Raw genomic sequence first — 25,508 nt, forward strand, 5'->3', positions numbered from 1 at the left:
CCGCCAATCTGCCCGATCGGCCAACGGCGCTCTCGCCCGATCCAAAAATCGGCTAGCCGATTTCTCGGCGCGGCTGGCTGATCTCGATATCGCGGTCGGTTTCCGGCCGGCTCAGCGCCTCGCGCCGGAATTCGGTCGGGGTGACGCCGGTCTCGGCCTTGAAGGCGCGGTTGAAAGGGCCGATCGACTGGAAGCCGGCATCCATGGCAATGGTCAGCACCGGCACCTCCCGTTGCGTCACGTCGGACAGCGCGAGCTTGGCATCCTCGATGCGGTAGCGGTTGAGGAACGCGTTGAAGTTCCGATAGCCCAGCCCTTCGTTGATGGCCTGACGCAGCCGGTGCTCGGGAACGTCGAGCCGCGCGGCGAGCGCGCCGATCGCGAGACCTTCCTGCCGGTAGGTTCGCTCCACGGTCATCAGATGGTCGAGACGCCGCAGCAGGACGGGATCGACTGCGACCTTCCCCGCTGCGGCGCGATCGGCCACAGGGACTGGCCTCCCCGCCTCGCCGGATGCGATCGCGGCCGTGGCGTCGTTGACGGTCACCGCCGGCGGACTGAGTACGCCAAGGGCCACGAGCATCGACACCACGAACAGGCTGAGCGCGGTCGGCAGACTGCCGGAGGCGCCGGGCGCCGCAACAGCAATATCGGCGAACGCCGCGACGGCGACGAGTCCGATGGTCACGACATTGATGGCGAGCACCGCCAACCGCAGCCGGCGCCGCCGCATCACCAGATCCACGCGCCAGGTCTTGACCGTCTGGAGCGCGGCGGCCAGCGCGAGCCCCAGGACGACCAATGACAGGACCTTGCCGCCGGACTTGGCCAAAGCGGGCCATTGCGGCCAACTGAGCGACACTGCAAATCCCCAGGCAACGATGGCCAGCCAGAGGGCGCCGTGCCAGCGCCGTAGCACAAAATCGTCATCGAACGCTGCACGCGCCCACAACCAGAATACGGCCGCGAGCGAGGACACAATCGGCATCGTCCACCACCAGGACGCTTTGGGAAAGAACGGCGCGGTCACGATCGCATAGAACATGCCTCCGGCGCACATGGCGATGCCCAGCAAAGCGTTCTGATTGGTGACACGACGCTGCAGCGTCACGAGAGTGATCAGCAGGAACACGCCGCTCGCTGCCCCGCGAAAGCCGAGATCGATGGCCGCGAGTCCCATTCCGTTCACAATTTACAGTCTCCGTTCGAGAGATCAACTTTCGCATCGCCTTCGCGCGCGCACAATCTAAACTTGCGCTTGCGGGTGTTGGGCTGCTCTCGCAAGTCCGGGTACCGCTTGAACCATCAGAGCGAATGGTTAGTTTTGGGAGATGGCGAATCGCCTCGTTTCGCCCCTCCTCAAGACAGATATGACCAATTTCTCACCGCATCAGGATGCCGCCCTCAAGGCCGTCGGCGACTGGCTGAAGGCCAAACCCGGCCGCAACGGCACGCCGCCGATTTTCCGCCTGTTCGGCTTTGCCGGCACCGGCAAGACCACGCTGGCGCGGCACATCGCCGACGGCGTCGACGGCGAGGTGAAGTTTGCCGCCTTCACCGGCAAGGCAGCGCTGGTGATGCGCAACAAGGGTTGCGACGACGCCTCCACCATCCACTCGCTGATCTACCGCGCCCGCGAATCCGGCGAGGAGCAGCCGAGCTTCGAGCTGTGGGACGACGCGCCGGCGTCCAAGGCCAAGCTGATCGTGATCGACGAATGCTCGATGGTCGACGCCGAACTTGGCCGCGACCTGATGTCGTTCGATTGTCCGCTGCTGGTGCTCGGCGACCCCGCCCAGCTGCCGCCGATCCAGGGCGGCGGCTTCTTCACCAATACCGAGCCCGATGCGATGCTGACCGAAGTGCATCGCCAGGCCCAGGACGATCCGATCGTGCGGATGTCGATGGACGTCCGCGAGGGCCGCGAGCTCGACATCGGCCGCTACGGCGAGAGCGAGGTGGTGTCGCGGAAAGAGCTCGATCCCGATCGCGTCATGGCCGCCGACCAGGTTCTGGTCGGCCGCAACAACACGCGACGCGCGTACAACATGCGGGTGCGGCAGCGCCAGAACATCGAGGATGTCTTTCCGGTCGCCGGCGACAAGCTGGTCTGCCTGCGCAACAACCGCAAGAAGGGCCTGTTCAACGGCGGCCTCTGGCGCGTGAAGTCGCGCAACACCTCGCGGTCGAAATCGCGCATCCTCAGCATGCGGCTGTCGCCTGACGAGGATCTTGGCCACAAGGTGACGAAGGTCTCCGTGCGCGCCGATTGCTTCGAGGGCGGCGTCGAGGCGATCGCCTGGGAGCAGCGCAAGCCCTATGACGAGTTCGACTACGGCTACGTGCTGACCGTACACAAGTCGCAGGGCTCGCAATGGGACGACGTCGTGCTGTTCGACGAGAGCTTTGCGTTTCAGGAGAGCCGGGCGCGGTGGCTGTATACGGGCATCACGCGCGCGGCGAAGCGGTTGAGTATTGTGGTGTGATGTCGTCCCGGCGGAGGCCGGGACCCATACCGCGTGATCCATCCGCAAACGACGGTGTTAGTACCCGAGGAAGGCTCGATCACTCCGTGTCTTCGCCAAACTTCTCCCTGTGGTTATGGGTCCCGGCCTTCGCCGGGACGACACTGAATGTGTGGCGCCGCATTCCGCAAATCGCACCCCTCACTTCCCCGCCACAAAATAAAAATCTTCCCGTCCCGGCGGCGAGCCGTACGAAAACGGCTGCTGTACGTGCTTGGTGTTGGACCAGACGTCGTCGCGGACGATGTCGAACAGTTTCCGGATCTCGACCTTCGGCACCTTGATTTCGTTGGAGACGAATACGACGAATGCCAGGGGGGACGACGCGCAGCATGTCAGATCAAGTCGATCAGCGATTGCGCCGGTTCATCTCCCCCGGAGTTCCCCACCCCGCCAAGCCGGGCCACGGGATGCGGCTTTTTTCACGGACTCGTGTCTCTCTTCCCGTAACAGCAGCCCCCATTGCCCGTATCTCCTTTGTCTGAAACCGCCGGCAGGCTGTTCGCCCGCCTTCAACCGCCCTAAACTGTCAGGCCTTCCGAAAGAGGATCCGCCATGCGCCGCTCCGTCCTGTCCCTGCTCGCCGCCACCACCGCCTTGACGCTGGCCTTTGCCGCACCGACCCGGGCCGCGGAAGACGCCGTCGTGATCCCCGCCCCCGCAATGGACGCAGCACCCGCAAGCGGCATCCAGACCGCTGTGATCGCCGGCGGCTGCTTCTGGGGCGTGCAGGGCGTGTTCCAGCACACCGCCGGCGTCGTCAACGCCGTCTCCGGCTATGCCGGCGGCACCAAGGCGACCGCCGACTACCAGACTGTCTCGAGCGGCCGGACCGGCCACGCCGAGTCGGTCGAGATCAAGTTCGACCCGAAGAAGATCTCCTACGGCAAGATCCTCCAGATCTACTTCTCGGTGGCGCACGATCCGACCCAGCTCAATCGCCAGGGCCCGGACAGCGGCACGCAATATCGCTCGGCGATCTTCACCACCTCCGACGAGCAGAAGAAGGTCGCGGAGGCCTATATCGCCCAGCTCGACGGCGCCAAAGTGTTCAGCAAGCCGATCGTGACCAAGGTCGGCGCGCTCGAGGCGTTCTATCCGGCCGAGGGCTATCACCAGGACTATCTGACGCTGCACCCGAACCAGCCCTACATCGCCTATAACGACATCCCGAAGGTCGAGAACCTGAAAAAACTGTTCGCGGATAACTACATTGAAAAGCCGACGCTGGTGAGCGCCAGCAAGGCCACCAACTGATCGCGAGATCATCAGAACAACGGGAGACCCATGCCCGACACCAAGACGAAAACCACAGACGACAAGGTCATCAAGAGCGAAGAGCAGTGGCGCAGCGAATTGTCGCCGATGCAGTACGCGGTGCTGCGCGAGAAGGCGACCGAGCGTCCCTTCTCAGGCGAGTATGAGCACGACCACCGTGCCGGCACCTATGTCTGCGCAGGCTGCGGCAACGTGCTGTTCGAGTCCGACGCCAAGTTCGACTCCGGCTGCGGCTGGCCGAGCTTCACCGCGCCCGCGGTCGAGAGTCATATCGACGAGGAGCACGACACAACCCACGGCATGATCCGCACCGAGGTGCTCTGCTCCAAATGCAGCGGCCATCTCGGCCACGTCTTTCCGGACGGACCGGGACCAACCGGCCTGCGCTACTGCATCAACTCGGCGGCGCTGAAGCTCGAGCCGAAATAATATTGCGCGCCGCCGGGTTCCCTGATGGAACCCGGCGGCCCGATGTGCTTTTCTTGACTGGCGGTCCAGCCGTTGAGCGTCATCCCGGCGGCCGCCAGGGAGGACGGCATGTCACTCGGGACCATCCTGATCATCCTGGTGATCATCTATCTCCTGGGCGGCTGGTCCGGCCGGATCGGCGGCTATGGCTACGGCATGGGCCATTCCGGCATGGGGATCGGCGGCGTCGTTCTGGTGGTGTTGCTCGTCCTGCTGCTTCTTGGCAAACTGTAAACCATATAAGTCACTGTAATTGCTTAATTTTCCGCAGTTGCGGACCTGCCATGCGTGGATTCATCATCTCCCATCGCAGGGGTCGCATTTCTGTCAAAACGGCCTATATTAGAGGACGAAAATGCGATGTGCGGCGGGCCCACCCGATCGTGGCCCCCCGCCTTGCCAAACCCCACGCGCTTAAAGCCCCAGACAAGATCACGAGGTCTTTGACCATGCGTCCACTGCGTCCGTTCAACTTCAACACCTCCGCCGAGCTCTTCCCCGCCGCGATCCGCAAGAAGAAGCGCGCAGGCTTCACCTATCGTCGGTTCGGCACCGCGGCCGAAGCTGTGCAATTCGCGATGGAGCAGTTGCCGACGGATTCGCTGAACGGCGCGTATCTCCAGGTCGAGGAAGCCCGTTTCGATCAGAACGGCATTCGCTCGCTCTATGAGAGCGAGGCATTCCCGCTGCCGCGCCACCGCAAGCCGGAACCGGTCGCCGAGGCCGACGCCGACGCGGCATAAATTTTCTTAAAGCCTCCGATGTACGGAGAAAGCGCGATGGCCGAAAGGCTGTCGCGCTTTTTGCGTTTTTTAGTTCTCCCTCTCCCGCTTGCGGGAGTGGGCTGGGATGAGGGTGTCTCCTCGATCGAGAACCCCAAGAGGCGAAAGTCCTCACCCGGCGCCGACCTCTCCCGCAAGCGGGAGAGGTGCACCGAGCCTGACGCTCGCCCCCTCAATCAAGATTCTTCCAGCTTTACATCCGCGGCTGCTTGTCGAGCCAGCGGCGCAAGAGGCGCACGTTGCGCATGTTGGCGCGGAACATAACGTCGAAGGCGTCGCCGACGAACGGCACGATACCAACCACGCCGTCGACGGCGACATTGCCGAGCATCCGCGCGGTGATGTACCAGGGCGCACCCAAGGCACGGGCCTCGCGCACCAGCCACAGCGAGATCGCGGTGGTGATGATGTCGCCGATCACGGGGATCAGGCCGATCAATCCGTCAATGCCATAGCGGATCTTGGTGCCCGGCAGGATGAAGGCGACGTCGAGCAGCTTTGCGATCGCCTCGAGCCGCGCAATCCGCTGCTCGCGCGTGAGATTGGCGAACGGATTGCCTTGACCAAAGTCGAAGCGAAACTCTTGAAACCCATGCTCGATGCTTTCGGGACGGATCTCATGGCCGTCCTGGTCGATGATCGGCCCACGCGCCTCGCGGCCGGAAAAATCGGCGCGCGATCGCGTCCCTGAACGGGACCTGCGTGGCGTGAGAATGTCGTCGTCGGGCATGGTCATGGCCATTGGGAACGCGCGAGCGCAACAGAGGTTGCTGCGCCGCGTCGGAAGGTCGCGCGCTCAGCTCGCCGCCGCCGCAGGCCGCGGCTCCTCGACATAGTGATGCACGAGCCAGGATGACAGCACCGCCGGCACGAAGCCGACCAGGCCGTACAGGATGAACTGCACCGTGCCCGAATCCGACCCGCGCGAGCCGTAGGTCAGCGACGCCAGAATAAAGGCGAACAGGCCGACCAGCAGCATCCGCAGCACCGGCCCGACCCGCCTGACATGCATCAGGATGTCGTCGACCGCGCCGATCATCAGCGACGGCAGGAAGCCGAACAGATAGCTGTATTGCAGCGTCTTGAAGAACACGACGAAGAGCTTGCCGACCTCGCTGAGGCTGGTCTGGGTCCAATAGCCGGACTGGTAGGTCGTCGTCAGCAGCAGCAGGAAGCCGCCCACGAACGGACCAACGAGCGCAAACACCAGATAGCGTTTCATCAAGAACTCCTCAAACCCGAGGGCATTTATAGCAGCGAGCCGGGAACCTTGGATAGCGCCGTTGCGGGCTGCTTAGGGGAACAAGTGGCAAGGCGACGGGTTCAGACTGGAGCTGAAATTCACCGGTCAGATCTGGAGCCGCCCGATGTCTCGTAAACTGTTGTTGCTGGCGACGATCACGCTGACGGCCCTCGGCGGCCTGTCGAACGCACCTGCCTTCGCGCAAGGCCATATGGGCACACCGCAGGAACAGAATGCCTGCTCACGCGATGCCTCGCGGCTGTGTCGCAAGGACCTCGGCAATGACGATGCGGTGCAAAGTTGCCTGCAAGCCAATCGGGCGAAGCTGTCGAAGTCGTGCAGCAAGGTGTTCGCGAGCCACGGCAGGTGAGATCGGCAGGTAAGATCGACTTCGCATTTTGCGTGACGGACGCGCAACAATTGCGAATTCCTTTGCGTCGCCCATTGAAGCTTCGCGACAATCGCGCATACTCGAATCGGGCGGCGCAGCACTTTTCGATTCGAGCATCAAGAGATCGAGCGACCACATGCGGGATTAAGTTCCCGGCGTGAAGGCTGTGACATGCGGCACATCAAGCCGTGTGCGGCGCCCCAAAACCAAGTGGTTCAATCCACGGAACTCGGGGACGCATTCTTCATGACACGCACCATCGCTTCACTGTTCAAAACCACCGCTTCGCTGTTGGCCTTCGCCACCACCGCAATCGTCATCCAGACATCACCCGGCCTCGCCTTTTCGTCCGAAGCGCAGCAGATGTGCGCGGGCGACGCGATGCGGCTGTGCTCCAGTGAAATCCCGGACATCCCGCGCATCAGGGCCTGCATGGTGCACAAAAAGGCGCAGGTCAGCCCCGGCTGCCGCGCCGTGATGGACCGCGAGCATGCAGCCGCCGCCGCAAGCCGCAAGCGGGAAGCGGCGGCGCAGTAGACTGCTCGCTCAATCTCGGTTGGACCGGGCAGCGAGAGGGCTTGCTTCACCTCTCCCCGCTGGGAAGAGGTGAAGCGCCTAGTCGCCCCACTGCGCGAAGGCGTCGTTGAAGGTGCGCTCGCCGGGGGCGCCCTTCTCGATGGCGATGATGGCGCGGCGCTGGTTGGCGTAGACCAGCGGCACGTCGAACCACGAGCGCTCCTTCAGGAGCTGGACGTTGCGGCTGCGGTCGGCGTCGACATTGGAGAGGCCGACCAGGAAGAAGCCGTCGGTAACCTTGACCGCGAGGCCCGCAAGCGGCGTGCCGCGCGCCTGCTCGTTCGACTTCATCAGGATGCCCGGCACGTTGGAGACGCTGCCGCCCGGAAAGTCCGGCGGCAGGATGAAGGTCAGCTCGGCCGTGTGGCTCGCCGGCAGCGACGAGTCGGTGTTGCGGCGGAACGACATCGTCATCTTGAACTTGCGGTCGGGGATCTCGATGTCGGCGCGCACGGCGATGTCGGCCTTCTGGTTGCCCGACGCCTTGATCGGCTCGAGCCGCCACACCACTGAGCCGACATATTGCTTGCCCTTTGGGTCGGACGGATCCTCGTCATAGAGCACGACCTTCTGCGCCACCGGCGCGACCGGCTGGTCGCTGGCCGAAGGCTGGCCGACGCGATCCGGAATCTTCGGCTTGCTCTGCGGCTGCGAGGCATCCTTCGGCGCCTCCACCACCTGGGTGGGTGAGGACTTGAACAAACTGGTCGCGGTCTGGACCAGCTGTTTGCCCCAGAGGATGCCGGCGCCAACCAGGATCAGCACGATGCCGATGGCGATCGCGCTCTTGAACGGGAAGATGGAGCCGGCGCGCCTGGGCTTCTTGACGCCGCGGTCGGGCGCAATGCGCGGACGCGACGACGACGGCTGCGGCGCGTAGCGCTCGGCCTCCTCCATCGACTCGTCATAGGAATAGGGCGCGTCGGGTTCGGCGGCGCGGTTTTCCAGGCTCGGCTCGAGCCGGTCGAATTCCGGCGAGGGCGACGGCACGTTGGCGTAGGTGCGGCGCGCGGCGCGATTGGCCTGCGCGGCAGCGCCACCGAGATCATTGACGTCGGCGGTGATGTCGCGGAAGCCGCGCACGCCCGGCGCCGGCGGCAATGGCGGCGGCGGTCCGCCCTCCTGCGGGCGACGCGGCGGAAAGCGCCCGGCCGGCGGCTCCGGCTGGCGCGGCGCATCGAAACGCGGCGCGCGCGGCGGCCGCGGAGCCTCGTTCTGGTCGTCGCCGCCGAGCGGCGGGCGATCGTTGCGCGGCGGCGGCGCCGCGGGACGGGCCCGCGGCGGCGCGGCCGACTGAGGCGACGCGGGCGGGGTGTTGTCGGCCGCACGGGCGCTGGCCCGGCGGAACGCATCGCCGCTGCCGCTCCCGCTACGGGCGCCACCAGCGGGGCGCGAGGCCTCGCGGGCACGCTGGGCGGCTTCCGATTCGACCTTGCGGACGGCCTCTTCCAGCGACAGCCGTTCGCGGGTGATCTCGGATTCGGAGAGCGGCGGCTGTACGCTGCGCAGCTGCGCGATCAGGGCCGTGCGCGCCCGCTCATAAAGCGCGCGCCGGCTTTCGCCGGGAGCGTTGGGGTCCAGGGCGGTAATAGCGCGGGCGATCAGCGGATAGTAATCAGCCATTTCTACTCAATTATACGCGCGTCCCGGTAAGATATCGTTAAGCCTCAAACGGATTTTGCACCAGGATAGTATCCTCGCGTTCGGGGCTGGTGGAAAGCAGCGCGACCGGACACCCCACCAATTCCTCGATCCGGCGGACATATTTGATGGCCTGGGCCGGCAGGTCGGCCCAGGACCGCGCGCCGGCGGTCGGCTCCTTCCAGCCCTCGATGGTCTCCCAGATCGGCTCGACCCGGGCCTGCGCGCCCTCGCCGGCCGGGAAATGATCGATCTCCTTGCCGTCGAGCTTGTAACCGACGCAGACCTCGATGGAATCGAAGCCGTCGAGAATGTCGAGCTTGGTCAGCGCCAGGCCGGTGATGCCGCAGGTTCGCACGGTCTGGCGGACCAGCACGGCATCGAACCAGCCGCAGCGGCGCTTGCGTCCGGTATTGACCCCGAACTCGCGGCCGCGACGGCCGATCTCCTCGCCGATCTCGTTGAGGAGCTCGGTCGGGAACGGCCCCTGTCCGACACGGGTCGTATAGGCCTTGCAGATGCCGAGCACGTAGCCGACCGCGTTCGGACCGAGACCCGTTCCGGTCGCCGCCTGCGCCGCCACGGTGTTGGACGAGGTCACGTAGGGATAGGTGCCGTGGTCGACGTCGAGCAGCGCGCCCTGCGCGCCTTCGAACAGGATGCGCTTGCCGGCACGCCGCTCGGTATCGAGCAGGCGCCACACGGTTTCCGCATAAGGCAGCAGCTGCGGCGCCAGCGCGCTCAGCTCCTTCAGGATATCGTTGCCGTCGAACTCCGGCAGGTTGAGGCCGCGACGCAAGGCGTTGTGGTGCGCAAGCAGCCGGTCGATCTTGTGCGGCAGCGTGTCGAGATCGGCGAGGTCCATCAGACGGATCGCGCGACGGCCGACCTTGTCCTCATAGGCCGGTCCGATGCCGCGGCGCGTGGTGCCGATCGCCGTCGCCGAATTGGACGATTCGCGCAGCGCATCGAGCTCGCGGTGCAGCGGCAGGATCAGGGTGACGTTCTCCGCGACGCGCAGATTCTCCGGGCCGACCGCAACGCCCTGCCCGCGCAGCTTGGTCACCTCGTCGAGGAAGGCCTGCGCATCGAACACCACGCCGTTGCCGATCACCGCCAGTTTCGACGGGCGCAGCACGCCGGAGGGCAACAGCGCGAGCTTGTAGGTCTCGCCATTGATGACCAACGTATGGCCGGCGTTATGACCGCCCTGGAAGCGCGCGACGATGTCCGCCTGCTCCGACAACCAGTCGACGATCTTGCCCTTTCCTTCGTCGCCCCACTGGGCGCCGACGACGACAACATTGGCCATTCGCGGGTAATCCTTCGAGAATTTTAGATGCGCCCAGCCCAATTCCCGGCCCAAGGCCGTTCGCACGCGAGGCAGCCCCACCGGATAAAGGAAGCAGCCTCTCTAAGCAAGCAAGAACGGGGCTTTTTGAGGACCCAAGGCCCGATACAAGCCTTTGATATCCCCCGAAAATCCGGAAATCTTCCAAGGCGATGCGCCGACCTCGACCAAAGCGCTAGGCGAAGCATCAGCCACCGCATGGTCGCGATGCGCCCGCGCCCGTTGATGCAACCTCGATTTCCGTGTCTTTGAACGGTGCCGGGTCTCGACCGGCCCGGACAGAGCCGGGCGGGAGGCTCAGGCGTATGACGCGGGGCCATAACAATCACAATGTCCGCCACCGGCCAGACCACGAGCGCCGAAACATCCGGTCCGCACTGGATTGCCAACCAGCCTTATCTCCTGCTCAGCATCACCGCGCTGTGCTGGGCCGGCAATGCGGTCGTGGGGCGGCTCGCCGCCGGCCACATCCCGCCGGTGACGCTGTCCTTCCTGCGCTGGACCTTCGCCTTCCTGCTGGTGCTGCCGTTCGCCTGGAAGCATCTCGCCCAGGACTGGCCCGCGATCCGCGGGAAACTCGGCCTGATGATCGTGCTGTCGATCACCGGCATCGGCGCCTTCAACACCCTGCAATATTGGGCGCTGGAGCATACCCAGGCGCTCAACACCCTGCTGCTGCAGTCGGCTGCGCCCCTGATCGTGGCGCTGTGGTCGCTGGTCATCCTCGGCATCCGCCTCACCGCGGCGCAGGCCTTCGGCGTGGCTCTCTCGATGTGCGGCGTGCTCATCATCCTGCTGCATGGCGATATCACCACGCTGTCGAACATCGCCTTCAACAAGGGCGACCTGATCTTCATCGTCGCGCTGATCATCTTCGCGCTCTATTCGGTGCTGACCTTGAAGCGGCCGCCGATCCACGGCCTGTCGTTCCTCGCCTTCACCTTCGGCGCGGGTGCGGCCTGCCTCATTCCGCTGGAGATCTGGGAATTGTCGGCGCGCCCCGTCATGAAGCTCGACGGGCCGAACCTGCTCACCTTGTTCTATGTCGCGGTGTTTCCATCGACGCTTGCCTATCTCTGCTTCAACCGCGGCGTCAGGCTGATCGGCGCCAACCGCGCCGCGCCGTTCTTCCACGTCGTGCCAGTGTTCGGCTCGATCATGGCGATGGCGTTCCTCGGCGAGCACCCGCAGGCCTTCCACTTCATCGGCTTCGCCTTGGTGCTGTCGGGCGTGTTCGTGGCGTCAAGGAAGCAGACGACGGGCTGAGCAGCAGAAAGCGTCACCTCTTCCGCAGCGGTGTTGCAATCAGGTGGCCGTTCGGGTTCCTTGCAATTTGTCCGGGATCAAGGTTCAATAGACGTATTGCTTCCGATCCAATTCCCCAACCTTTGATTGTCAGGGAGAGGCGCATGGGCGCGTTGATGGCCGAGGACGATATCTATATCGGTCCACTGTTTGATCTATTCAATTTGAGGTTTGGTCCGGAGCAAAGAGATCACGAGCTCGAGGCCGGGGGCACATCCGAGATCAAGGCCCTGCAGGACGAATTCGATATCTTCCAGCCAGGGCGGGCATTCGTCGAAAGCGCCAAGCTGCTTGGACTGGGCGGCCTGCACAACAATCGCGCGAAGAACCGCTGGTTCAGCCTGCTGACCTGGCTCGCCAAAGTGCCGTCGGACCAGGACGGAGAAAACGGCGATCAGCGCATCGTGAATGCCATGATCAAGAATTTTGCGCGCAAGTCGCCGCTGCCCTGCTTCATGAAGGCCCATGATTCTCGCGGTCCCGACGGACTGCGGGTCATCGTTCGCGAGGACAACCCGATCTGCTATATTGATCGAACCTACCTCACGATCTCGCTGCCGATGGCGCCCAACGTGCCGCCCAAAGGCAAGGGCAGCGCCAAGAAGAAATCAAAGAAATAGGCGGATCGATGCGTGCCGCTGTCGCCGCAATGGAGCAAGCTCCTCCGGGCGACGGAGGGCTGAGCGGGATCTACGCCGGTATCGCAGCCTATTATTCGGCAAAGATCGCGCGCTTTGGCACGACGCCGGCTGGCGTGGACTGGACCTGCCAGGCCACGCAGGAGCTGCGTTTCGTCCAGCTCCTGAAATTGTGCGACTTCTCATTGCCCTTCTCGCTGAACGATTTCGGCTGCGGCTACGGCGCGCTGATCGCCTATCTTGACCGCCGGCATGGCCACTGCGCCGTCGACTATCTCGGCATCGATGTCTCGGGTGCGATGGTCCGGCGGGCGCGGCGGCTGTGGCGGGACCGCGGCAACACGGCTTTCGCCCTTGGCCATACCAGTCCCCGGATAGCCGACTATGCAGTCGCCAGCGGCATATTCAATGTTGCGCAGGGTCAACCGCACCACGACTGGGAGCGCTTCATCGCGGCGAGCCTCCACGACCTCCATCGCAGCACCAAGCGTGGCTTCGCCGTCAATTTCATGAAGCTGCCCGCAGGTGCGACGGGCCGCCACGGCCTCTACACCACCGAGGCCGCATTCTGGTCAGGCTACTGCGCCAGCCAGTTCAATGCCGCAGCCGAAGTGCATGACGGCTATGGATTGATGGAATTCACGCTCATCGTGCGGAAGGTCTAGACGCGACGAAATCAGGATGAATCGTCATCGCACCTAATCTGTGCGGAAAACCGTTCGCACTTTTCCGGATCGTGCTCTAACCCTCAGGCGCCGACCGACAGTCGCCGTCGCGCTTCCTCCAGCAGGCGCCGATAGATCCCCGCTCCGGTCAGCTCGATCAGAGTCTCAGCACGGTCGACGAGGCGAGCCACCTCACCGTATCCATGCAGATCATTGCTTGCCGCTGCATGCGCAGCGGCAAGCGTGATCGTCGCCCGGCATTCCGGCAAGCGGGCGTGGCGCTCCTGGGCGACCGCGATCGCTTCCCGCGCCTTGTCGATCGCTGCGGCATGGGCGCCCGAACGGAGCTGATAGTCGGCGATGCTCGCAAGCATCTCCGGCTCGATCTCCATGGCGACACTCGCCGCGCGCACGAACTCGACGCCCTCGGTCAGTGACGGGATCGCCGCCTGATAGTTCCGGGCAATGCCCTGCGCCGTGCCGATGCAGGCCAGCGAATAGGCGCGCAGATACGGGCTCGCCTGGCGCGTTGCCAACTCGACCACACGCCAGGCATGGATCGAGGCCATCGCGGGATCGCCGAGACACCAGGCGAGATCGACATGCCCGAGATTGGCGATGAACTGCACGGTCGGATCGATTAGTGTCGGATCGATAGCGAGGATGCGATCGAAGCACAGCCGCGCCTCGTCGAAACGACCCAGCCGAACTAGGATCCGGCCGCGCAGGCTGAGGATCCAGTGCTCGACATTGTAGCCGAGGAACTGGTGCTCGAAGTCGGTGATGGCGGGGACGCCGGCGAGCGCCGCATCGCTTGCGGCGAGCGCTTCGCGCAACAGGCCCGCCCAGCCATAAGCCTGGCTGAGCGAGGCATTGAGTGTCGCAGCGCGGCCGGTGAGTTGACGCGATTCCGTCAGCGCCAGCGCCTGCTTGACCGTGTCGACATAGGCATCGGCCTGCCCACCGCTCGCCCCCGCAATCCGTCCTTCGACGAACAGCAGCAGCGGGATCATGGAATCGTCGCTGTCCTGCGCCCATTCCAAGGCTTCCTGAATGAAGGGCCTCGCGTCCTCCGACGTCATGCCTTCGCGCCAGCCGAGCCATGCGATCTGGCTGCTGGCCGTGATCCTGAGTGCATCACCCGCCGCGCTGCGCTGCTGTCCCGCCTTCAGTGCACGCACCTTGTGCCAATGCCGGATCGCTTCCGCCGGATTGGTCGAGCCGATCCAGCGCGCGGCCCGCGCAGCATATTCGGCCGCGGCATCGACTTCGCCGGCCTGCTCGAAATGGTGCGACAGCAGTGCCGCGAACTCGTCGAGCCGCTCCGGATAGAATTGCTCGATCGCCCCCGCCACGCGCGCGTGCAGAACCGAGCGCCGCGCACGGAGCTGGGTCGAATAGGCGACCTCCTGGATCAGGGGATGACGGAAGCTATAGCCGTGGCCGTCCTGGCCGCCGCGCGCCTGGAGCATCTCGCTGGAACAGAGCCGGAGCAGCGTCGCCTCGAGCTCGGCTGCGGGCAAGCTCGATACGCTTTGCAGGACGGCGAGCTGAAACTCCTTGCCGATGATCGCCGCCGTGTGCAGCAGGTCGCGATCGTCCGGCGCCAGCCGATCGATCCGTGCGCCGATCACGGCCTGCACGGTCGGCGGCAGCATATCCGAGGTGCCGGAGATACCGCGCCGATAGTCGCCCTGCTCGCCGACGATGGCCAGATGCTCGACCAGAGAGCGGATCAGCTCTTCCGCGAAGAACGGGTTGCCGCCGCTGCGCTCTGCAACACGACGCCGTACATCGAAAAGCCCGTCCCCGAGCCCGAGCAACTCGTCGACAAGATCGTCCGTGTCCGTCGGCGAGAGCTCGGCAAGCTCGATCTGCTGGTACAGCGGGCCGCGCATCCAAGGTGCGAAATAGGCCGGCCGAAAATTCACGATCAGGACCGTCTTGGTGGCGGTCACCGCGTCGACGAGCGTCGCGACAAACTCCTCGCTCGCCAGATCGAGCCAATGCAGATCCTCGATGATGATTACCGACGCCAACGCGCCGCGCTGGCGAATCATGTGCCGGATGATCTCGAACAGACGGATGTTGCGGGCGCGCGGACCGAGCAAGGGGGGCGGGCCCTGGCCGTGCCTGATACCCAGAAAATCGCAGACCAGCCGCAAGTCCGCCTCGAAACTCGAACCGAGTTCGGCAAGGCGCGTGGCGATCTGCTTCACCGCCAGATCGGGATCGTCGTCCGGCGAGACGTTGAAATAGGTCGAGCGCAAGAACTCCAGCACCGGCTGTAGCGGCGTTGCCGCGCCATAGGGCTGCGCGCGGGCTTCGAACACCGGAATGAGACGCGCGCGGCACCACTCCGCGAACTCGTAGCACAGCCGGCTCTTGCCCGTGCCGGGCGGGCCGACGATGCCGGTGACGCGCGAGCCACCAGTCTCCACAGCCGCCAGGGTCCGCTGTAGCAGAGCCATCTCCCGCTCGCGCCCGCGGAACGTCGCCAGGGCTACGCCGCGGAATTGCTGGCTGGCGACCGCCGGCTTGAGGTTCTTCAGGAGATAAAGTTCGATCGGCTCCGGCACGCCGCGCAGGCGGTGACGGCCGAGCGGGCCGACATCACAGAACGAGCGCACCAGCCGATAGGTCTCGTCCGTCAGGCAGATCTCGCCCGGCTCTGCCTTGGCCGGCAGGCGGCTTGCCAGATGAATGGTGAGGCCGTAGGCGCCGTGCTCGGTGACGGTGTCGACGAGCGGAGCATCCGCGACGATCTCGCCGGAATGCAGGCCGATGCGGACCGACATGGCATCGTCGCGCCCGCGAAACGTGTCCCGGATCGCCAGCGCCGCCTCGCAGGCCAGCAGGGCGTGGCCCTCTTGCGCACGCGGCGCGCCGAAAAAGGCGAGGATTCCGTCGCCGAGCGTTCGCACCACCGTTCCCTCGAACCGGCCAACGGAGTCGCACATCGCGTCGAGCGCGGGCTTGAGGCGCTGCATGGCATCTTCGGCGGTGAGCCCGGCAACGATCTCGGTCGAGCTGACCAGATCAGCAAACAGCACCGTCACCTGCTTCAACTCGCCCCGAACCGGTCTGGCGGAATGCCCCGCCGGTGCCGTGATTGGTCTGCTCGTGGCACTCAGGGCCGTGCCGCAGCCGCCGCAAAAGCCTGAGCCGGGCGGGCTGAGGCGACCACAGGTGGGACACGCCATCGGCAGAGCCGAGCCGCAGCCGTGACAGAAGCGATTCGTCGCCGGGTTGTCTCCGCCGCAACGCTCACAAAGCATCTGATCTCCGAAACGAAACCAAAATCGGCCAGGAGAAAGCATCCCCGCGACGCCTCATGCCGGGCCGGCGATGCCCCGACACGCGCGTCACCCGCCAAAGGCACCATCTTTGGCAGCCCCATGCAACCGGTTAGTTCACATTTGGCGCGCAGTGCTGTGCCAAAAAAGTCGGAAAACTCGTTCTGATGCGGGCTCCTGGCGGCAAGGCGGCGACGTCAGCCGGCGTTGAACTTGCCGTAGGCCTCCCTCGTCGCAATAATCACGTGCTCGGCGCAGCCGTTGACGCGATGCGGATCGGCCTCGCGCTCGTAGGCTTCCGACGTCATCATGTCGAGGAACGCCGCGACGGACGGATAGAAGACCAGCGCGACGAAATCCCAGTCGTTGCCGGCATGCGGCCCGAGCGCGATCGCCTTGGCCTCGCCGGTCCACAGAAGCGTGCCGCCGCGCGCCTTGATCATGGGCACGGTGATTGCGCTGTAGCGCAGATACGCGTCCCAGCCGGAGCCAGCACCGTCGCGCGAGCGCGCGTGAAAGCGCATTAGGTTCAGCATCACCACCGGCGCATGCCGGTCGAGCCGTTCGAGTCCCTGAATGTTCAACATATTAACCGCCAATGACGCCTCCTCCGGTCATGCCTGCATCGTAGCATTGCGGTGGCGTGACTTGTGTCACGACAGCGATCCAGCGCAAGCTCGTATCCAACGCCAATGACGATTGCTTCACCCGCGCCAAAGGCCTTCAATCCGGTCAGTTGGCTCAACAACCAACCTTATCTGCTGCTCAGCCTGAGCTCGCTGTTCTGGGCCGGCAATATCGTGCTCGCACGCCATGTCGGCGCCCATGTGCCGCCGCTGACGGTGACCACGATCCGCTGGTTCGGCGTGTTCCTGATCCTGCTGCCGTTCTCCTGGCCGCATCTGAAGCGCGACTGGCCGGCGTTGCGCAGGAGCCTGCCGCTGATGCTGTTCCTGTCGCTGGTCGGCTTTGCCTTCAATAACGCGATCTCGTACTGGGCGCTGCAATATACCGAGGCGTTGAACGCGCTGCTGATCCAGTCGGCCGGGCCGCTGTTCGTGGCGCTGTGGTCGCTGGTGCTGTTCGGCGTGCGGCTGACCGGAGGCCAGCTTGCCGGCATCGCGATCTCGCTGCTCGGCGTGCTGATCATCATCCTGCGCGGCGATCTCGCGGCGCTGGCGAGCATCTCGTTCAACAGGGGCGACATCATGTTCGCCTCCTCGCTGGTGGCGTTTGGAATCTACTCCGCCTTCATCCCGCGCCGGCCGAAGGTTCATCAGCTGTCGTTTCTGTCCTTCACCACCTGCTGCGGCGCCATGATGCTGCTGCCGACGGCGGTCTGGGAGGTGTGGTCCGGCAATGTCATGCAATTCGACACTGTGACGCTGCTGACGCTCGGCTACATCCTGATCTTCCCCTCGACGCTCGCTTATCTGTTCTTCAACCGCGGCGTCGCGCTGATCGGGCCGAACCGGGCCGCGCCGTTCTTCCATCTGGTGCCGGTGTTCGGCTCTGCGATGGCGATCCTGCTGCTCGGCGAAAAGCTCCAGCCGTTCCACCTGATAGGCTACGCGCTGGTGCTCGCCGGCGTCGTCATCGCCTCGCGACAGGGCGCTGCGGTCAAGTAATTCCGCGCTGCGGACGCGGTGCGCGTCTCTGCCGTCTTCCGGTTTTGATGTGGACCGGCTAGGTTCCCCGCCAACGAAAAAAGAGGGAACGTCCGAACATGCTGTCATCGCTCATGCGCGTTTTGCGCACCGCCGGCGCCGCCACGCTGTGTCTTGCTGCCGCATCCGCCGCGCAGGCCGATACCTGGCCGAGCCGCAACATCACGCTGGTGCTGCCGTTTGCGGCCGGCAGCGGCACCGACACCACGACGCGGCTGATCTCGCAGCATTTGTCGCAGGCGCTCGGCGTCGGCATCGTCATCGAGAACAAGGCGGGCGCCAACGGCATGATCGCGGCGACCTATGTCGCGCGCTCGGCGCCCGACGGCTACACGCTGCTGGTGACCACCAACACCACGCATTCGGCCAATCCCTATCTGCTCAAGAGCCTGACCTACGATCCGGTGAAGGATTTTACCCCGATCGCGCGCACCGGCGATCTGCCCTTCATGCTGGTGATCCACCCGGACGTGCCGGCCAAGACCGTCGCCGAGCTCGTCGCCTACGGCAAGGCCAATCCGGGCAAGCTGAGCTACGCCTCGGGCTCGTCCTCGGCGATCGTCTCGGGCGCGACCTTCGCGCACAATGCGGGGCTCGACCTCCTGCACGTGCCCTACAAGAGCTCGCCGCCGGCGCTCAACGACGTCATGGGCGGCCGTGTCTCGATGATGTTCGTCGACATCCTGACCGGACTGCCGCATGTCCAGGGCAACGCGCTGCGGGCGCTCGCCGTCACCACCAAGGACCGCACGCCGCTGATCCCCAGCCTGCCGTCGATGCAGGAGGCCGGCGTACCCGACTTCGACATCTCGTCATGGCAGGGCTATTTCGGCCCCGCCGGCATGCCGAAGGAGATCGTGACGCGGCTCAACGCCGAAATCCGCAAGATCGTCGAGAAGCCTGAGATCAAGACCCAGCTCGCCACGCTCGGCATGGACGCCTTCTCCGGCACGCCGGAGCAGCTCGGCACGTTCGTGAACGAGCAGCTGGTGCTGTGGGAGCGGCTGATCCGGGACGCCGGGATCGAGAAGCAGTAGGGTTTGCTGTCATCGTCCGCCTTGTGCGCAATTGCGCACTGGGGCGGACGATCCAGTATTCCAGAGACGCCAGTGCTTGAATCGAGAGGCCGCGGCGTACTGGACGCCCCGCCTTCGCGGGGCATGACAGTCGAGAGAAAAAGGCGGGCACGACGCTTTCGCGTCTTTGCCCACCCTACGAGTTCAGTGCAAAGCCTTACGCCGCGCGGACCTTGGCGAGGAAGCCGTCGACCGCGTTGCGCAACGCGCCGGACTGGCTGTCCAGCTCGCGGGCGTTGGTCAGCACGTCGCTGGCCGCGGTGCCGGTCGCTTCCGCGGCCGAGGTGACGCTGCCGATATTGGCGTTGATCTCGTTTGATCCAGCCGCGACCGACTGGATGTTGCGGGCGATCTCGCGGGTGGCCTCGCCTTGCTGCTCGATCGAGGCCGAAATGCCGGCGGTGATCTCGCTCATCTCGGCGATGGTCTGGGTGATGCCGCCGATCGCTGCGACCGCATCGCTGGTCGAAGTCTGCATCGCCGCGACCTGAGCGGAGATTTCCTCGGTGGCCTTGGCGGTCTGGTTGGCCAGCGCCTTGACCTCGGAGGCGACGACGGCGAAGCCGCGGCCCGATTCACCGGCACGCGCCGCCTCGATGGTGGCGTTGAGCGCGAGCAGATTGGTCTGTGCCGCGATCGAATGAATGAGCTTGACCACCTCGCCGATCTTCTCGGCGCCGGTCGAGAGCTCCTGCACCGTGGCGTTGGTACGCTCGGCGTCGCTGACGGCGCGGCTCGCCACTTCGGTCGAACGCGTCACCTGGCGAGAGATTTCCGCAACCGAGCTCGACAGCTCTTCGGCGGCGGCGGCGACCGTGCCGACATTGCCGGAGGCTCTCTGCGAGGCCGCACCGACGGTGGCCGCACGTGAGCTGGCGTCGCTGGCGGTCGCCGTCATTGACTGCGCCGTGGCCTGCATGCCCGTTGCGGCCGAGGAGACCGAGCGGACGATGCCGTTGACGCTGCGCTCGAAGTCGCTGGCGATGCCCTCCATCGCACTCCGACGTTCCGCCGCGGCGCGGTCCTTGGCCTCGGCCTCGGTCCTCTCGAGGTCGCGGATACGGACCGCATTGTCCTTGAAGATCTGGACAGTCGAAGCCATCGCGCCGACCTCGTCGCCGCGTCCAACGCCGGGGATGTCGCCCTCGAGCTTGCCGGCGGCGAGATCCTTCATGCGGGCACCGAGTAGCGCCAGCGGACGGCTGATGCTGCGGCCGATCATCCAGGCGACGCTGCCGGCGACGATGACGATGCCGAGCATGGCAAGGCCGAGCGACCAGAACACCGGGCCCATCTTGGCGTCGATGTCGTCGAGATAGGCGCCGGTGCCGAGATACATGTCGAAGCCGGGAACGGCGACGGCATAACCGATCTTGCGGATCGGCGTTTGCTGGCCGGGCTTCACATATTCATAGTACAGCAGGATCGAGCCGTTAGCCTTGACGCCGTCCATCAGCTCGACCGACAGCTTGCGGCCATTGGTCACGACGTCCATGCGATTGGCGCCGATCTGCTTCGGATCGGGCGCGAGCTGGGTGATGCCGTCATATGACGTGCCGAACAGATAGCCCGAGCCGTTGTCATAGGTCATCGCATTGCCGTAACGGCGAAGCTCGGCCATGGCCGCATCCTTCGTCAGCTCGCCGGCATCGACGCGCTTCTTCAGCGCGGCTGCATAGTTGCGACCGAGGTCGACGATCGACTTGGTCTGGTCGATCCGCGCGTCGACCATGGCGCGTTTCATCAGGTAACCGGCCAGGACTCCGGAGATGCACAGGCCGAACAAGGTAACACCGACAAGGATGCCAAGCTTGGGGGCGATCTTCAGATTGCTCAACTTCAAGGGGTGGGCTCCGGGAAAAAAGGGATGCGGGCGCGCGAGTAAATCGATCGAAATTGAATCAACTTTTAGTGTGAGACCCATTAGCAAGTTACTTACGGGCCTCAGTAGTAGCCCGGACAACGCCGGGGAAACCGGCAAATAATCACGACAGCACCAACCGGGAATTGTACGTGACTGCGCCGATTTCGCGTAAAAGACGCAAAGGCCCGATCGAGAAGGCCGGGTCACAACAAGAACCGACAAACCAAATCGGGAGCAGGAAATGCCGAAATACAGGGTGGTGACGCCGAAGGGCGCGAGCTTCACGGTCGCGGGCAGCGATTACTCCTACGAGCGCGAGGCGCTCGATCCGATCGATGCCGAGATCATCGAGGCCCCGGCCAACGAGGCGGAGTTCATCGCCGCCGCCAAGAATGCCGACGCGATCTACGCCAAGGGCATCCCGATCACCAAGTCGATCATCGACGCACTTGAGAGCTGCAAGGTCATCACGCTCGGCTCGGTCGGCGTCGACAGCGTCGATGTGAAGGCGGCGACCGCGCGCGGCATTCCCGTCACCAACATCCCCGACACCTTCATCGAGGAAGTCGCCGACCACGCCATGATGCTGCTGCTCGCCGGCTTCCGCCGGCTGGTCGAGCAGGACAAGATGGTGCGCACCGGCCGCTGGGCCGAGGGCCGGCCGGCGCTGCTAAAAGTCCCGCGGCTGATGGGCCAGACGCTCGGCTTCGTCTCGTTCGGCCGCGTCGCGCGTGCCGTTGCGAAGCGCGCCGCGCCGTTCGGCCTGCGCATGATGGCCTACGATCCCTTCATCCAGGAAACCCTGATGTGGGACCACGGCGTCATCCCGGCGACGCTGAACGAGGTGCTGTCGCAATCCGACTTCGTCTCGATGCATGCGCCCGCGCGGCCCGAAGTGCATCACATGCTGACCGAGAAGCATTTCCGGCAGATGAAGAAGGGCTCGATCTTCATCAATACCGGGCGCGGCGCCACCGTCGATGAGGAGAGCCTGATCAAGGCGCTGCAGGAGGGCTGGATCGCGCATGCCGCCCTCGACGTGCTGGAGAAGGAACCGCCGTCGCACAACAATCCCATCCTCGGCATGGAGAACGTGACCCTGACCGCCCATGTGGCCTCGGCCTCGGCACGGTTCGACGAGGCGCGCAAGCGCCGGGTGGGCTACGAATTGTCACTGGTGCTTCAGGGCATGTGGCCGGTAAGCTGCGTCAACCCGTCGGTGCTGCAAGACACCGCGCTCCGCCGCTGGCAACCCGTCAGCATGGACCGCGGCCCGAACAGCTAAGGCGGCCGGCGCAAAGCGCGCCGAGAAACCGGCAAAAGAACGAAACGGCCTTTCACCGGCGACCAACGCAGGGAAGGGAGACATCATAGGGAGGAACTGATGAGGAACGACATCACACGTCGTGATGCCTTGGCGCTGGGCCTGTCCGCTGCAACGGTCGCTGCCACGGGTGTTGCAGCGCACGCTCAATCCGCGATCAAGGCCGCCGACGCCCCCGCGCCGAAACTGCCGATCGAGAAGGGCGCAAGCTTGCGCATGCTGCGGCCGGTGCGCTTTGTCCAGGCCGACGAGGACGTGTTCCGCGCCAATGCGGCCAAGTTCACCAAGGAGACCGGCGTCGAGGTCAAGGTCGATTTCGTCGGCTGGGAAGACATCAACCAGCAGACCGCCGTCACCGCCAATTCCGGCGCCGGCCCCGACATCATCATCGGCTTCTCCGATGCGCCGCACATCTATATCGACAAGCTGATCGAGCTGACCGACGTCGCCGACTATGTCGGCAAGCGTTATGGCGGCTGGCTGCCGCTGGCGCAGCGCTACGGCAAGAAGAACAAGAGCGACACCTGGATCGGCCTGCCGTTCGGCGCGACCGCGGGCCCGCTGATCTACCGCAAGTCGATCCTGCAATCGGTCGGCTTCGACAAGGTGCCGGAAGATCACGCCGGCATCCTCGACCTGTGCCAGAAGCTGCAAAAGGCCGGCAAGCCGGCGGGCTTCGCGCTCGGCAACGCCAAGGGCGACGGCAACGGCTTTGCGAGCTGGGCGCTGTGGTCGCACAACGCCGCCCTGCTCGATGAAGCGGGTAACGTCACCATCAACAGCAAGGAGACGATCGCCGCGCTGAACTGGGTCAAGCAGCTCTACCCGACCTTCATCGCCGGCACGACGTCGTGGAACGACGTCAGCAACAACCGCGCCTATGCCGCCCAGGAGATCGCGCTGACCGCCAACGGCGTCTCGCTGTATTTCTCACTGAAGAACGATCCGGCCACCAAGGCAATCGCCGACGACAGTGAGCATCAATTGCTGCCGAAGGGCGTGGCCAAGGTCTCGCCGATGGCGGGCCTGACGCTGAATGCCATGGTGTTCAAGCACAGCCAGTACCCCAACGCCGCAAAGGCCTTCCTGCAATTCATGCTGGAGAAGGACCAGTACGAGCCGTGGCTCAACGCCAACTCCGGCTACTGGGCGCAGCCGCTCGCGGCCTATGCCGAGGCCGCCGTGTGGTCGCAGGACCCCAAGGTCAAGATCTTCAAGGACACCATGAACAGCACCTATTACGACGGATACGCGGGCCCGATCTCGACGGCGACCGGTGCCGTCAGCGCCGACTATGTGCTGATCCAGATGTTCGCGTCCGTTGCCACCGGCGCGGCCACGCCGGAGGCCGCCGCCGCGGAAGCCGAGCAACGCTGCAAGCGGTATTTCAGGCGGCAGAAGTAGCGGCTGAGCGATCGTCATTGCGAGCGAAGCGAAGCAATCCAGTCTGTCTCCGCGGCTGCAGCCTGGATTGCTTCGTCGCTTCGCTCCTCGCAATGACGGTGTGGTGACATTCAAGACGGGACAAATGAACCGATGTCCGTGACCACCCTCTCCTCACCCGTCCTAGTCCAGCGGCAACCGAACTGGCTGGTGCGCCTGTTCGACTACAAGCCATTCCTGGTCGTGATGTGCCTCGCGCCCGCGATCGGGCTGCTCGCGGTATTCCTGACCTATCCGCTTGGGCTCGGCATCTGGCTCGCCTTCACCGACACCACGATCGGCCGAAAGGGCGAGTTCATAGGCCTGGAGAACTTCCAGTACCTGCTAACCGATTCCCTGTGGTGGAACGCGGTGTTCTACAGCGTGGTCTATACGGCCATCGCGACCTTCGGGAAGTTCGCGCTCGGCTTCTGGCTGGCGCTGTTGCTCAACAACCATTTTCCGTTCAAGAGCCTGCTGCGCGCGATCATCCTGTTGCCCTGGATCGTGCCGACGGTGCTGTCGGCGCTGGCGTTCTGGTGGATCTACGATCCGCAATTCTCGATCATCTCCTACCTGCTGGTCGACATACTGCATTGGCGCACGAGCAATATCGACTTTCTCGGCTCGCCCTGGCCGGCGCGATTCTCTTTGATCGCCGCCAACATCTGGCGCGGCATTCCCTTCGTCGCGATCTCGCTGCTGGCGGGGCTGCAGACCATCTCGCCCTCGCTCTACGAAGCCGCGATGCTCGACGGCGCCAGCGCCTGGCAGCGCTTCCGCTACATCACCTTCCCGATGATGTTGCCGATCCTCGCCATCGTCATGACCTTCTCGATCATCTTCACCTTCACCGACTTCCAGCTGGTCTACGCCATCACCCGCGGCGGGCCGGGCAACTCGACGCATTTGCTGGCGACGCTGGCGTTCCAGCGCGGCATTGCCGGCGGCGAGCTCGGTGAAGGCGCCGCGATCGCGGTGTCGATGATCCCGTTCCTGGTGTTCGCGACGCTGTTTTCCTATTTCGGCCTGGCGCGCCGCAAATGGCAGCAGGGAGAGGCCAATGACTGACGTCGCGCAAACCTCCGCGGTCGCCAACGCCAAAGCCGCGCCCGACACCATGGCCTGGGATTCCGGGCTGCGGCGGCTGATGATGATCTATCTGCCGCTCGGCTGCTTCGTGCTGATCCTGCTGTTTCCGTTCTACTGGATGGCGATCACGTCGTTCAAGCCGAACGCGGAGCTGATGAATTACCGGGAGCACAATCCGTTCTGGATCACCTCGCCAACGCTGGCGCACATCAAGCACCTGCTGTTCGACACCGCCTATCCGCGCTGGCTGTGGACGACGATGCTGGTCGCGATCGGGGCAACCACGCTGTCGCTGATCGCGAGCACGCTCGCCGCCTACGCCATCGAACGGCTGCGCTTCCGTGGCAGCCCCTATGTCGGCCTCGGCATCTACATGGCCTATCTCGTGCCGCCGTCGATCCTGTTCATTCCGCTCGCGACCGTGGTGGTGCAGTTCGGCCTGTTCGATTCGCCGCTGGCGCTGATCCTGGTCTATCCGACCTTCCTGGTGCCGTTCTGCACCTGGCTGCTGATCGGTTATTTCAAGTCGATTCCCTACGAGCTCGAGGAATGCGCGCTGGTCGACGGCGCCACGCGGCTGCAGATCCTGCGCCGGATCACGCTGCCGCTCGCGGTACCCGGCCTGATCTCGGCCGGCATCTTCTCCTTCACGCTGTCGTGGAACGAGTTCATCTACGCGCTCGCCTTCATCCAGAGCGGCGCCAACAAGACCGTGCCGGTCGCGATCCTGACCGAGCTCGTCACCGGCGACGTCTACCAGTGGGGCGCACTGATGGCCGGCTCGCTGCTCGGCTCGCTGCCGGTTGCGATCTTCTACTCGCTGTTCGTGGACTATTACGTGTCCTCGCTGACCGGCGCGGTAAAGGAATAGGCGGCGCCTGCGGCGTTTGGCCCGGTTTCACAA

Annotated in this window: 25 protein-coding genes; 16 read left to right on the plus strand and 9 right to left on the minus strand. The window is 64.6% G+C overall.

The window, feature by feature from the left end; all coding sequences use genetic code 11:
* Positions 1-52: 52 nt before the first annotated feature.
* On the minus strand, positions 53-1,180 hold the full coding sequence (locus JJC00_RS31440; RefSeq protein ID WP_200474296.1) for a helix-turn-helix domain-containing protein: 1,128 nt from the start codon (positions 1,178-1,180) through the stop codon (positions 53-55).
* A 190-nt stretch (positions 1,181-1,370) separates the two neighbouring features.
* Here JJC00_RS31440 and JJC00_RS31445 point away from each other — a divergent pair, with 190 nt between their 5' ends.
* On the plus strand, positions 1,371-2,486 hold the full coding sequence (locus tag JJC00_RS31445) for an ATP-dependent DNA helicase (protein WP_200469676.1): 1,116 nt from the start codon (positions 1,371-1,373) through the stop codon (positions 2,484-2,486).
* Between the two features lie 180 nt (positions 2,487-2,666).
* Here the strand turns inward: JJC00_RS31445 and JJC00_RS31450 are convergent, their stop codons facing one another.
* Positions 2,667-2,804 (minus strand): hypothetical protein, encoded by a 138-nt coding sequence (locus tag JJC00_RS31450; protein ID WP_200469677.1) that lies wholly within the window; start codon positions 2,802-2,804, stop codon positions 2,667-2,669.
* A gap of 276 nt (positions 2,805-3,080) precedes the next feature.
* On the opposite strand from JJC00_RS31450, the gene msrA reads away from it, so the two are divergent.
* From msrA to JJC00_RS31470, 4 genes are all read left to right on the plus strand, one after another.
* Entirely contained in the window at positions 3,081-3,782 is a 702-nt protein-coding gene (gene msrA / locus JJC00_RS31455) for a peptide-methionine (S)-S-oxide reductase MsrA (protein ID WP_200469678.1), read from the plus strand.
* Between the two features lie 30 nt (positions 3,783-3,812).
* The gene (msrB, locus tag JJC00_RS31460) at positions 3,813-4,232 is read left to right on the plus strand and encodes a peptide-methionine (R)-S-oxide reductase MsrB (RefSeq protein ID WP_200469679.1); all 420 of its coding nucleotides are present in this window, start codon (positions 3,813-3,815) and stop codon (positions 4,230-4,232) included.
* 108 nt (positions 4,233-4,340) lie between these two features.
* Positions 4,341-4,505 carry a DUF3309 family protein gene (locus tag JJC00_RS31465; RefSeq protein WP_187436663.1) on the plus strand — a complete coding sequence of 55 codons (165 nt, stop codon included), beginning with the start codon at positions 4,341-4,343 and terminating at the stop codon, positions 4,503-4,505.
* A gap of 215 nt (positions 4,506-4,720) precedes the next feature.
* Positions 4,721-5,014, plus strand: coding sequence for a hypothetical protein (locus JJC00_RS31470; RefSeq protein ID WP_148754538.1), 294 nt, complete (start codon positions 4,721-4,723; stop codon positions 5,012-5,014).
* Between the two features lie 232 nt (positions 5,015-5,246).
* Here the strand turns inward: JJC00_RS31470 and JJC00_RS31475 are convergent, their stop codons facing one another.
* Both JJC00_RS31475 and JJC00_RS31480 read right to left on the minus strand, forming a co-directional pair.
* On the minus strand, positions 5,247-5,789 hold the full coding sequence (locus JJC00_RS31475) for a DUF4112 domain-containing protein (RefSeq protein WP_200474297.1): 543 nt from the start codon (positions 5,787-5,789) through the stop codon (positions 5,247-5,249).
* 60 nt (positions 5,790-5,849) lie between these two features.
* Complete coding sequence (locus JJC00_RS31480) at positions 5,850-6,275, minus strand: DUF5413 family protein (protein WP_200469680.1); 426 nt, start codon at positions 6,273-6,275, stop codon at positions 5,850-5,852.
* A gap of 145 nt (positions 6,276-6,420) precedes the next feature.
* Here JJC00_RS31480 and JJC00_RS31485 point away from each other — a divergent pair, with 145 nt between their 5' ends.
* Both JJC00_RS31485 and JJC00_RS31490 read left to right on the plus strand, forming a co-directional pair.
* Positions 6,421-6,666: a hypothetical protein gene (locus JJC00_RS31485; protein WP_200469681.1), complete on the plus strand. Its 246-nt coding sequence runs from the start codon at positions 6,421-6,423 to the stop codon at positions 6,664-6,666.
* 192 nt (positions 6,667-6,858) lie between these two features.
* A complete protein-coding gene (locus JJC00_RS31490; protein ID WP_246773985.1) occupies positions 6,859-7,224 on the plus strand; it encodes a hypothetical protein in 366 nt (121 codons plus the stop codon).
* A 78-nt stretch (positions 7,225-7,302) separates the two neighbouring features.
* Here the strand turns inward: JJC00_RS31490 and JJC00_RS31495 are convergent, their stop codons facing one another.
* Together JJC00_RS31495 and JJC00_RS31500 are read right to left on the minus strand one after the other, a co-directional pair.
* A complete protein-coding gene (locus tag JJC00_RS31495) occupies positions 7,303-8,886 on the minus strand; it encodes a hypothetical protein (RefSeq protein WP_200469682.1) in 1,584 nt (527 codons plus the stop codon).
* Positions 8,887-8,923: 37 nt separating this feature from the next.
* Entirely contained in the window at positions 8,924-10,216 is a 1,293-nt protein-coding gene (locus JJC00_RS31500; protein WP_200469683.1) for an adenylosuccinate synthase, read from the minus strand.
* Between the two features lie 369 nt (positions 10,217-10,585).
* Here JJC00_RS31500 and JJC00_RS31505 point away from each other — a divergent pair, with 369 nt between their 5' ends.
* The 3 genes from JJC00_RS31505 to JJC00_RS31515 all read left to right on the plus strand — a co-directional run bounded on the left by JJC00_RS31505 (position 10,586) and on the right by JJC00_RS31515 (position 12,863).
* Positions 10,586-11,521: a DMT family transporter gene (locus JJC00_RS31505; protein WP_200469684.1), complete on the plus strand. Its 936-nt coding sequence runs from the start codon at positions 10,586-10,588 to the stop codon at positions 11,519-11,521.
* Positions 11,522-11,664: 143 nt separating this feature from the next.
* Positions 11,665-12,180: a hypothetical protein gene (locus JJC00_RS31510; RefSeq protein ID WP_200469685.1), complete on the plus strand. Its 516-nt coding sequence runs from the start codon at positions 11,665-11,667 to the stop codon at positions 12,178-12,180.
* 8 nt (positions 12,181-12,188) lie between these two features.
* Positions 12,189-12,863, plus strand: a complete 675-nt coding sequence (locus JJC00_RS31515; protein WP_246773986.1) for a class I SAM-dependent methyltransferase — start codon at positions 12,189-12,191, stop codon at positions 12,861-12,863.
* 83 nt (positions 12,864-12,946) lie between these two features.
* Here JJC00_RS31515 and JJC00_RS31520 read toward each other — a convergent pair whose 3' ends face one another.
* Both JJC00_RS31520 and JJC00_RS31525 read right to left on the minus strand, forming a co-directional pair.
* Positions 12,947-16,183 carry an AAA family ATPase gene (locus JJC00_RS31520; RefSeq protein ID WP_349643520.1) on the minus strand — a complete coding sequence of 1,079 codons (3,237 nt, stop codon included), beginning with the start codon at positions 16,181-16,183 and terminating at the stop codon, positions 12,947-12,949.
* A gap of 173 nt (positions 16,184-16,356) precedes the next feature.
* Positions 16,357-16,746, minus strand: coding sequence for a DUF1330 domain-containing protein (locus JJC00_RS31525; RefSeq protein ID WP_200469687.1), 390 nt, complete (start codon positions 16,744-16,746; stop codon positions 16,357-16,359).
* Positions 16,747-16,851: 105 nt separating this feature from the next.
* Between JJC00_RS31525 and JJC00_RS31530 the strand changes: the two genes are divergently transcribed.
* Positions 16,852-17,787 (plus strand): DMT family transporter, encoded by a 936-nt coding sequence (locus tag JJC00_RS31530; protein ID WP_200469688.1) that lies wholly within the window; start codon positions 16,852-16,854, stop codon positions 17,785-17,787.
* 98 nt (positions 17,788-17,885) lie between these two features.
* Entirely contained in the window at positions 17,886-18,863 is a 978-nt protein-coding gene (locus JJC00_RS31535; protein ID WP_200469689.1) for a Bug family tripartite tricarboxylate transporter substrate binding protein, read from the plus strand.
* Between the two features lie 196 nt (positions 18,864-19,059).
* On the opposite strand, the gene JJC00_RS31540 is transcribed toward JJC00_RS31535, so the two are convergent.
* Positions 19,060-20,745, minus strand: a complete 1,686-nt coding sequence (locus tag JJC00_RS31540) for a methyl-accepting chemotaxis protein (RefSeq protein WP_200469690.1) — start codon at positions 20,743-20,745, stop codon at positions 19,060-19,062.
* 262 nt (positions 20,746-21,007) lie between these two features.
* Here JJC00_RS31540 and JJC00_RS31545 point away from each other — a divergent pair, with 262 nt between their 5' ends.
* From JJC00_RS31545 to JJC00_RS31560, 4 genes are all read left to right on the plus strand, one after another.
* The gene (locus JJC00_RS31545; RefSeq protein ID WP_200469691.1) at positions 21,008-22,051 is read left to right on the plus strand and encodes a C-terminal binding protein; all 1,044 of its coding nucleotides are present in this window, start codon (positions 21,008-21,010) and stop codon (positions 22,049-22,051) included.
* 99 nt (positions 22,052-22,150) lie between these two features.
* Positions 22,151-23,494: an ABC transporter substrate-binding protein gene (locus JJC00_RS31550; RefSeq protein ID WP_200469692.1), complete on the plus strand. Its 1,344-nt coding sequence runs from the start codon at positions 22,151-22,153 to the stop codon at positions 23,492-23,494.
* Between the two features lie 132 nt (positions 23,495-23,626).
* Positions 23,627-24,583: a carbohydrate ABC transporter permease gene (locus JJC00_RS31555; protein WP_200469693.1), complete on the plus strand. Its 957-nt coding sequence runs from the start codon at positions 23,627-23,629 to the stop codon at positions 24,581-24,583.
* A 49-nt stretch (positions 24,584-24,632) separates the two neighbouring features.
* A complete protein-coding gene (locus JJC00_RS31560) occupies positions 24,633-25,475 on the plus strand; it encodes a carbohydrate ABC transporter permease (protein WP_246774304.1) in 843 nt (280 codons plus the stop codon).
* The last annotated feature ends 33 nt before the right edge of the window (positions 25,476-25,508 follow it).

The sequence above is a fragment of the Bradyrhizobium diazoefficiens genome, from assembly GCF_016616885.1.
Lineage (GTDB): Bacteria > Pseudomonadota > Alphaproteobacteria > Rhizobiales > Xanthobacteraceae > Bradyrhizobium > Bradyrhizobium diazoefficiens_F.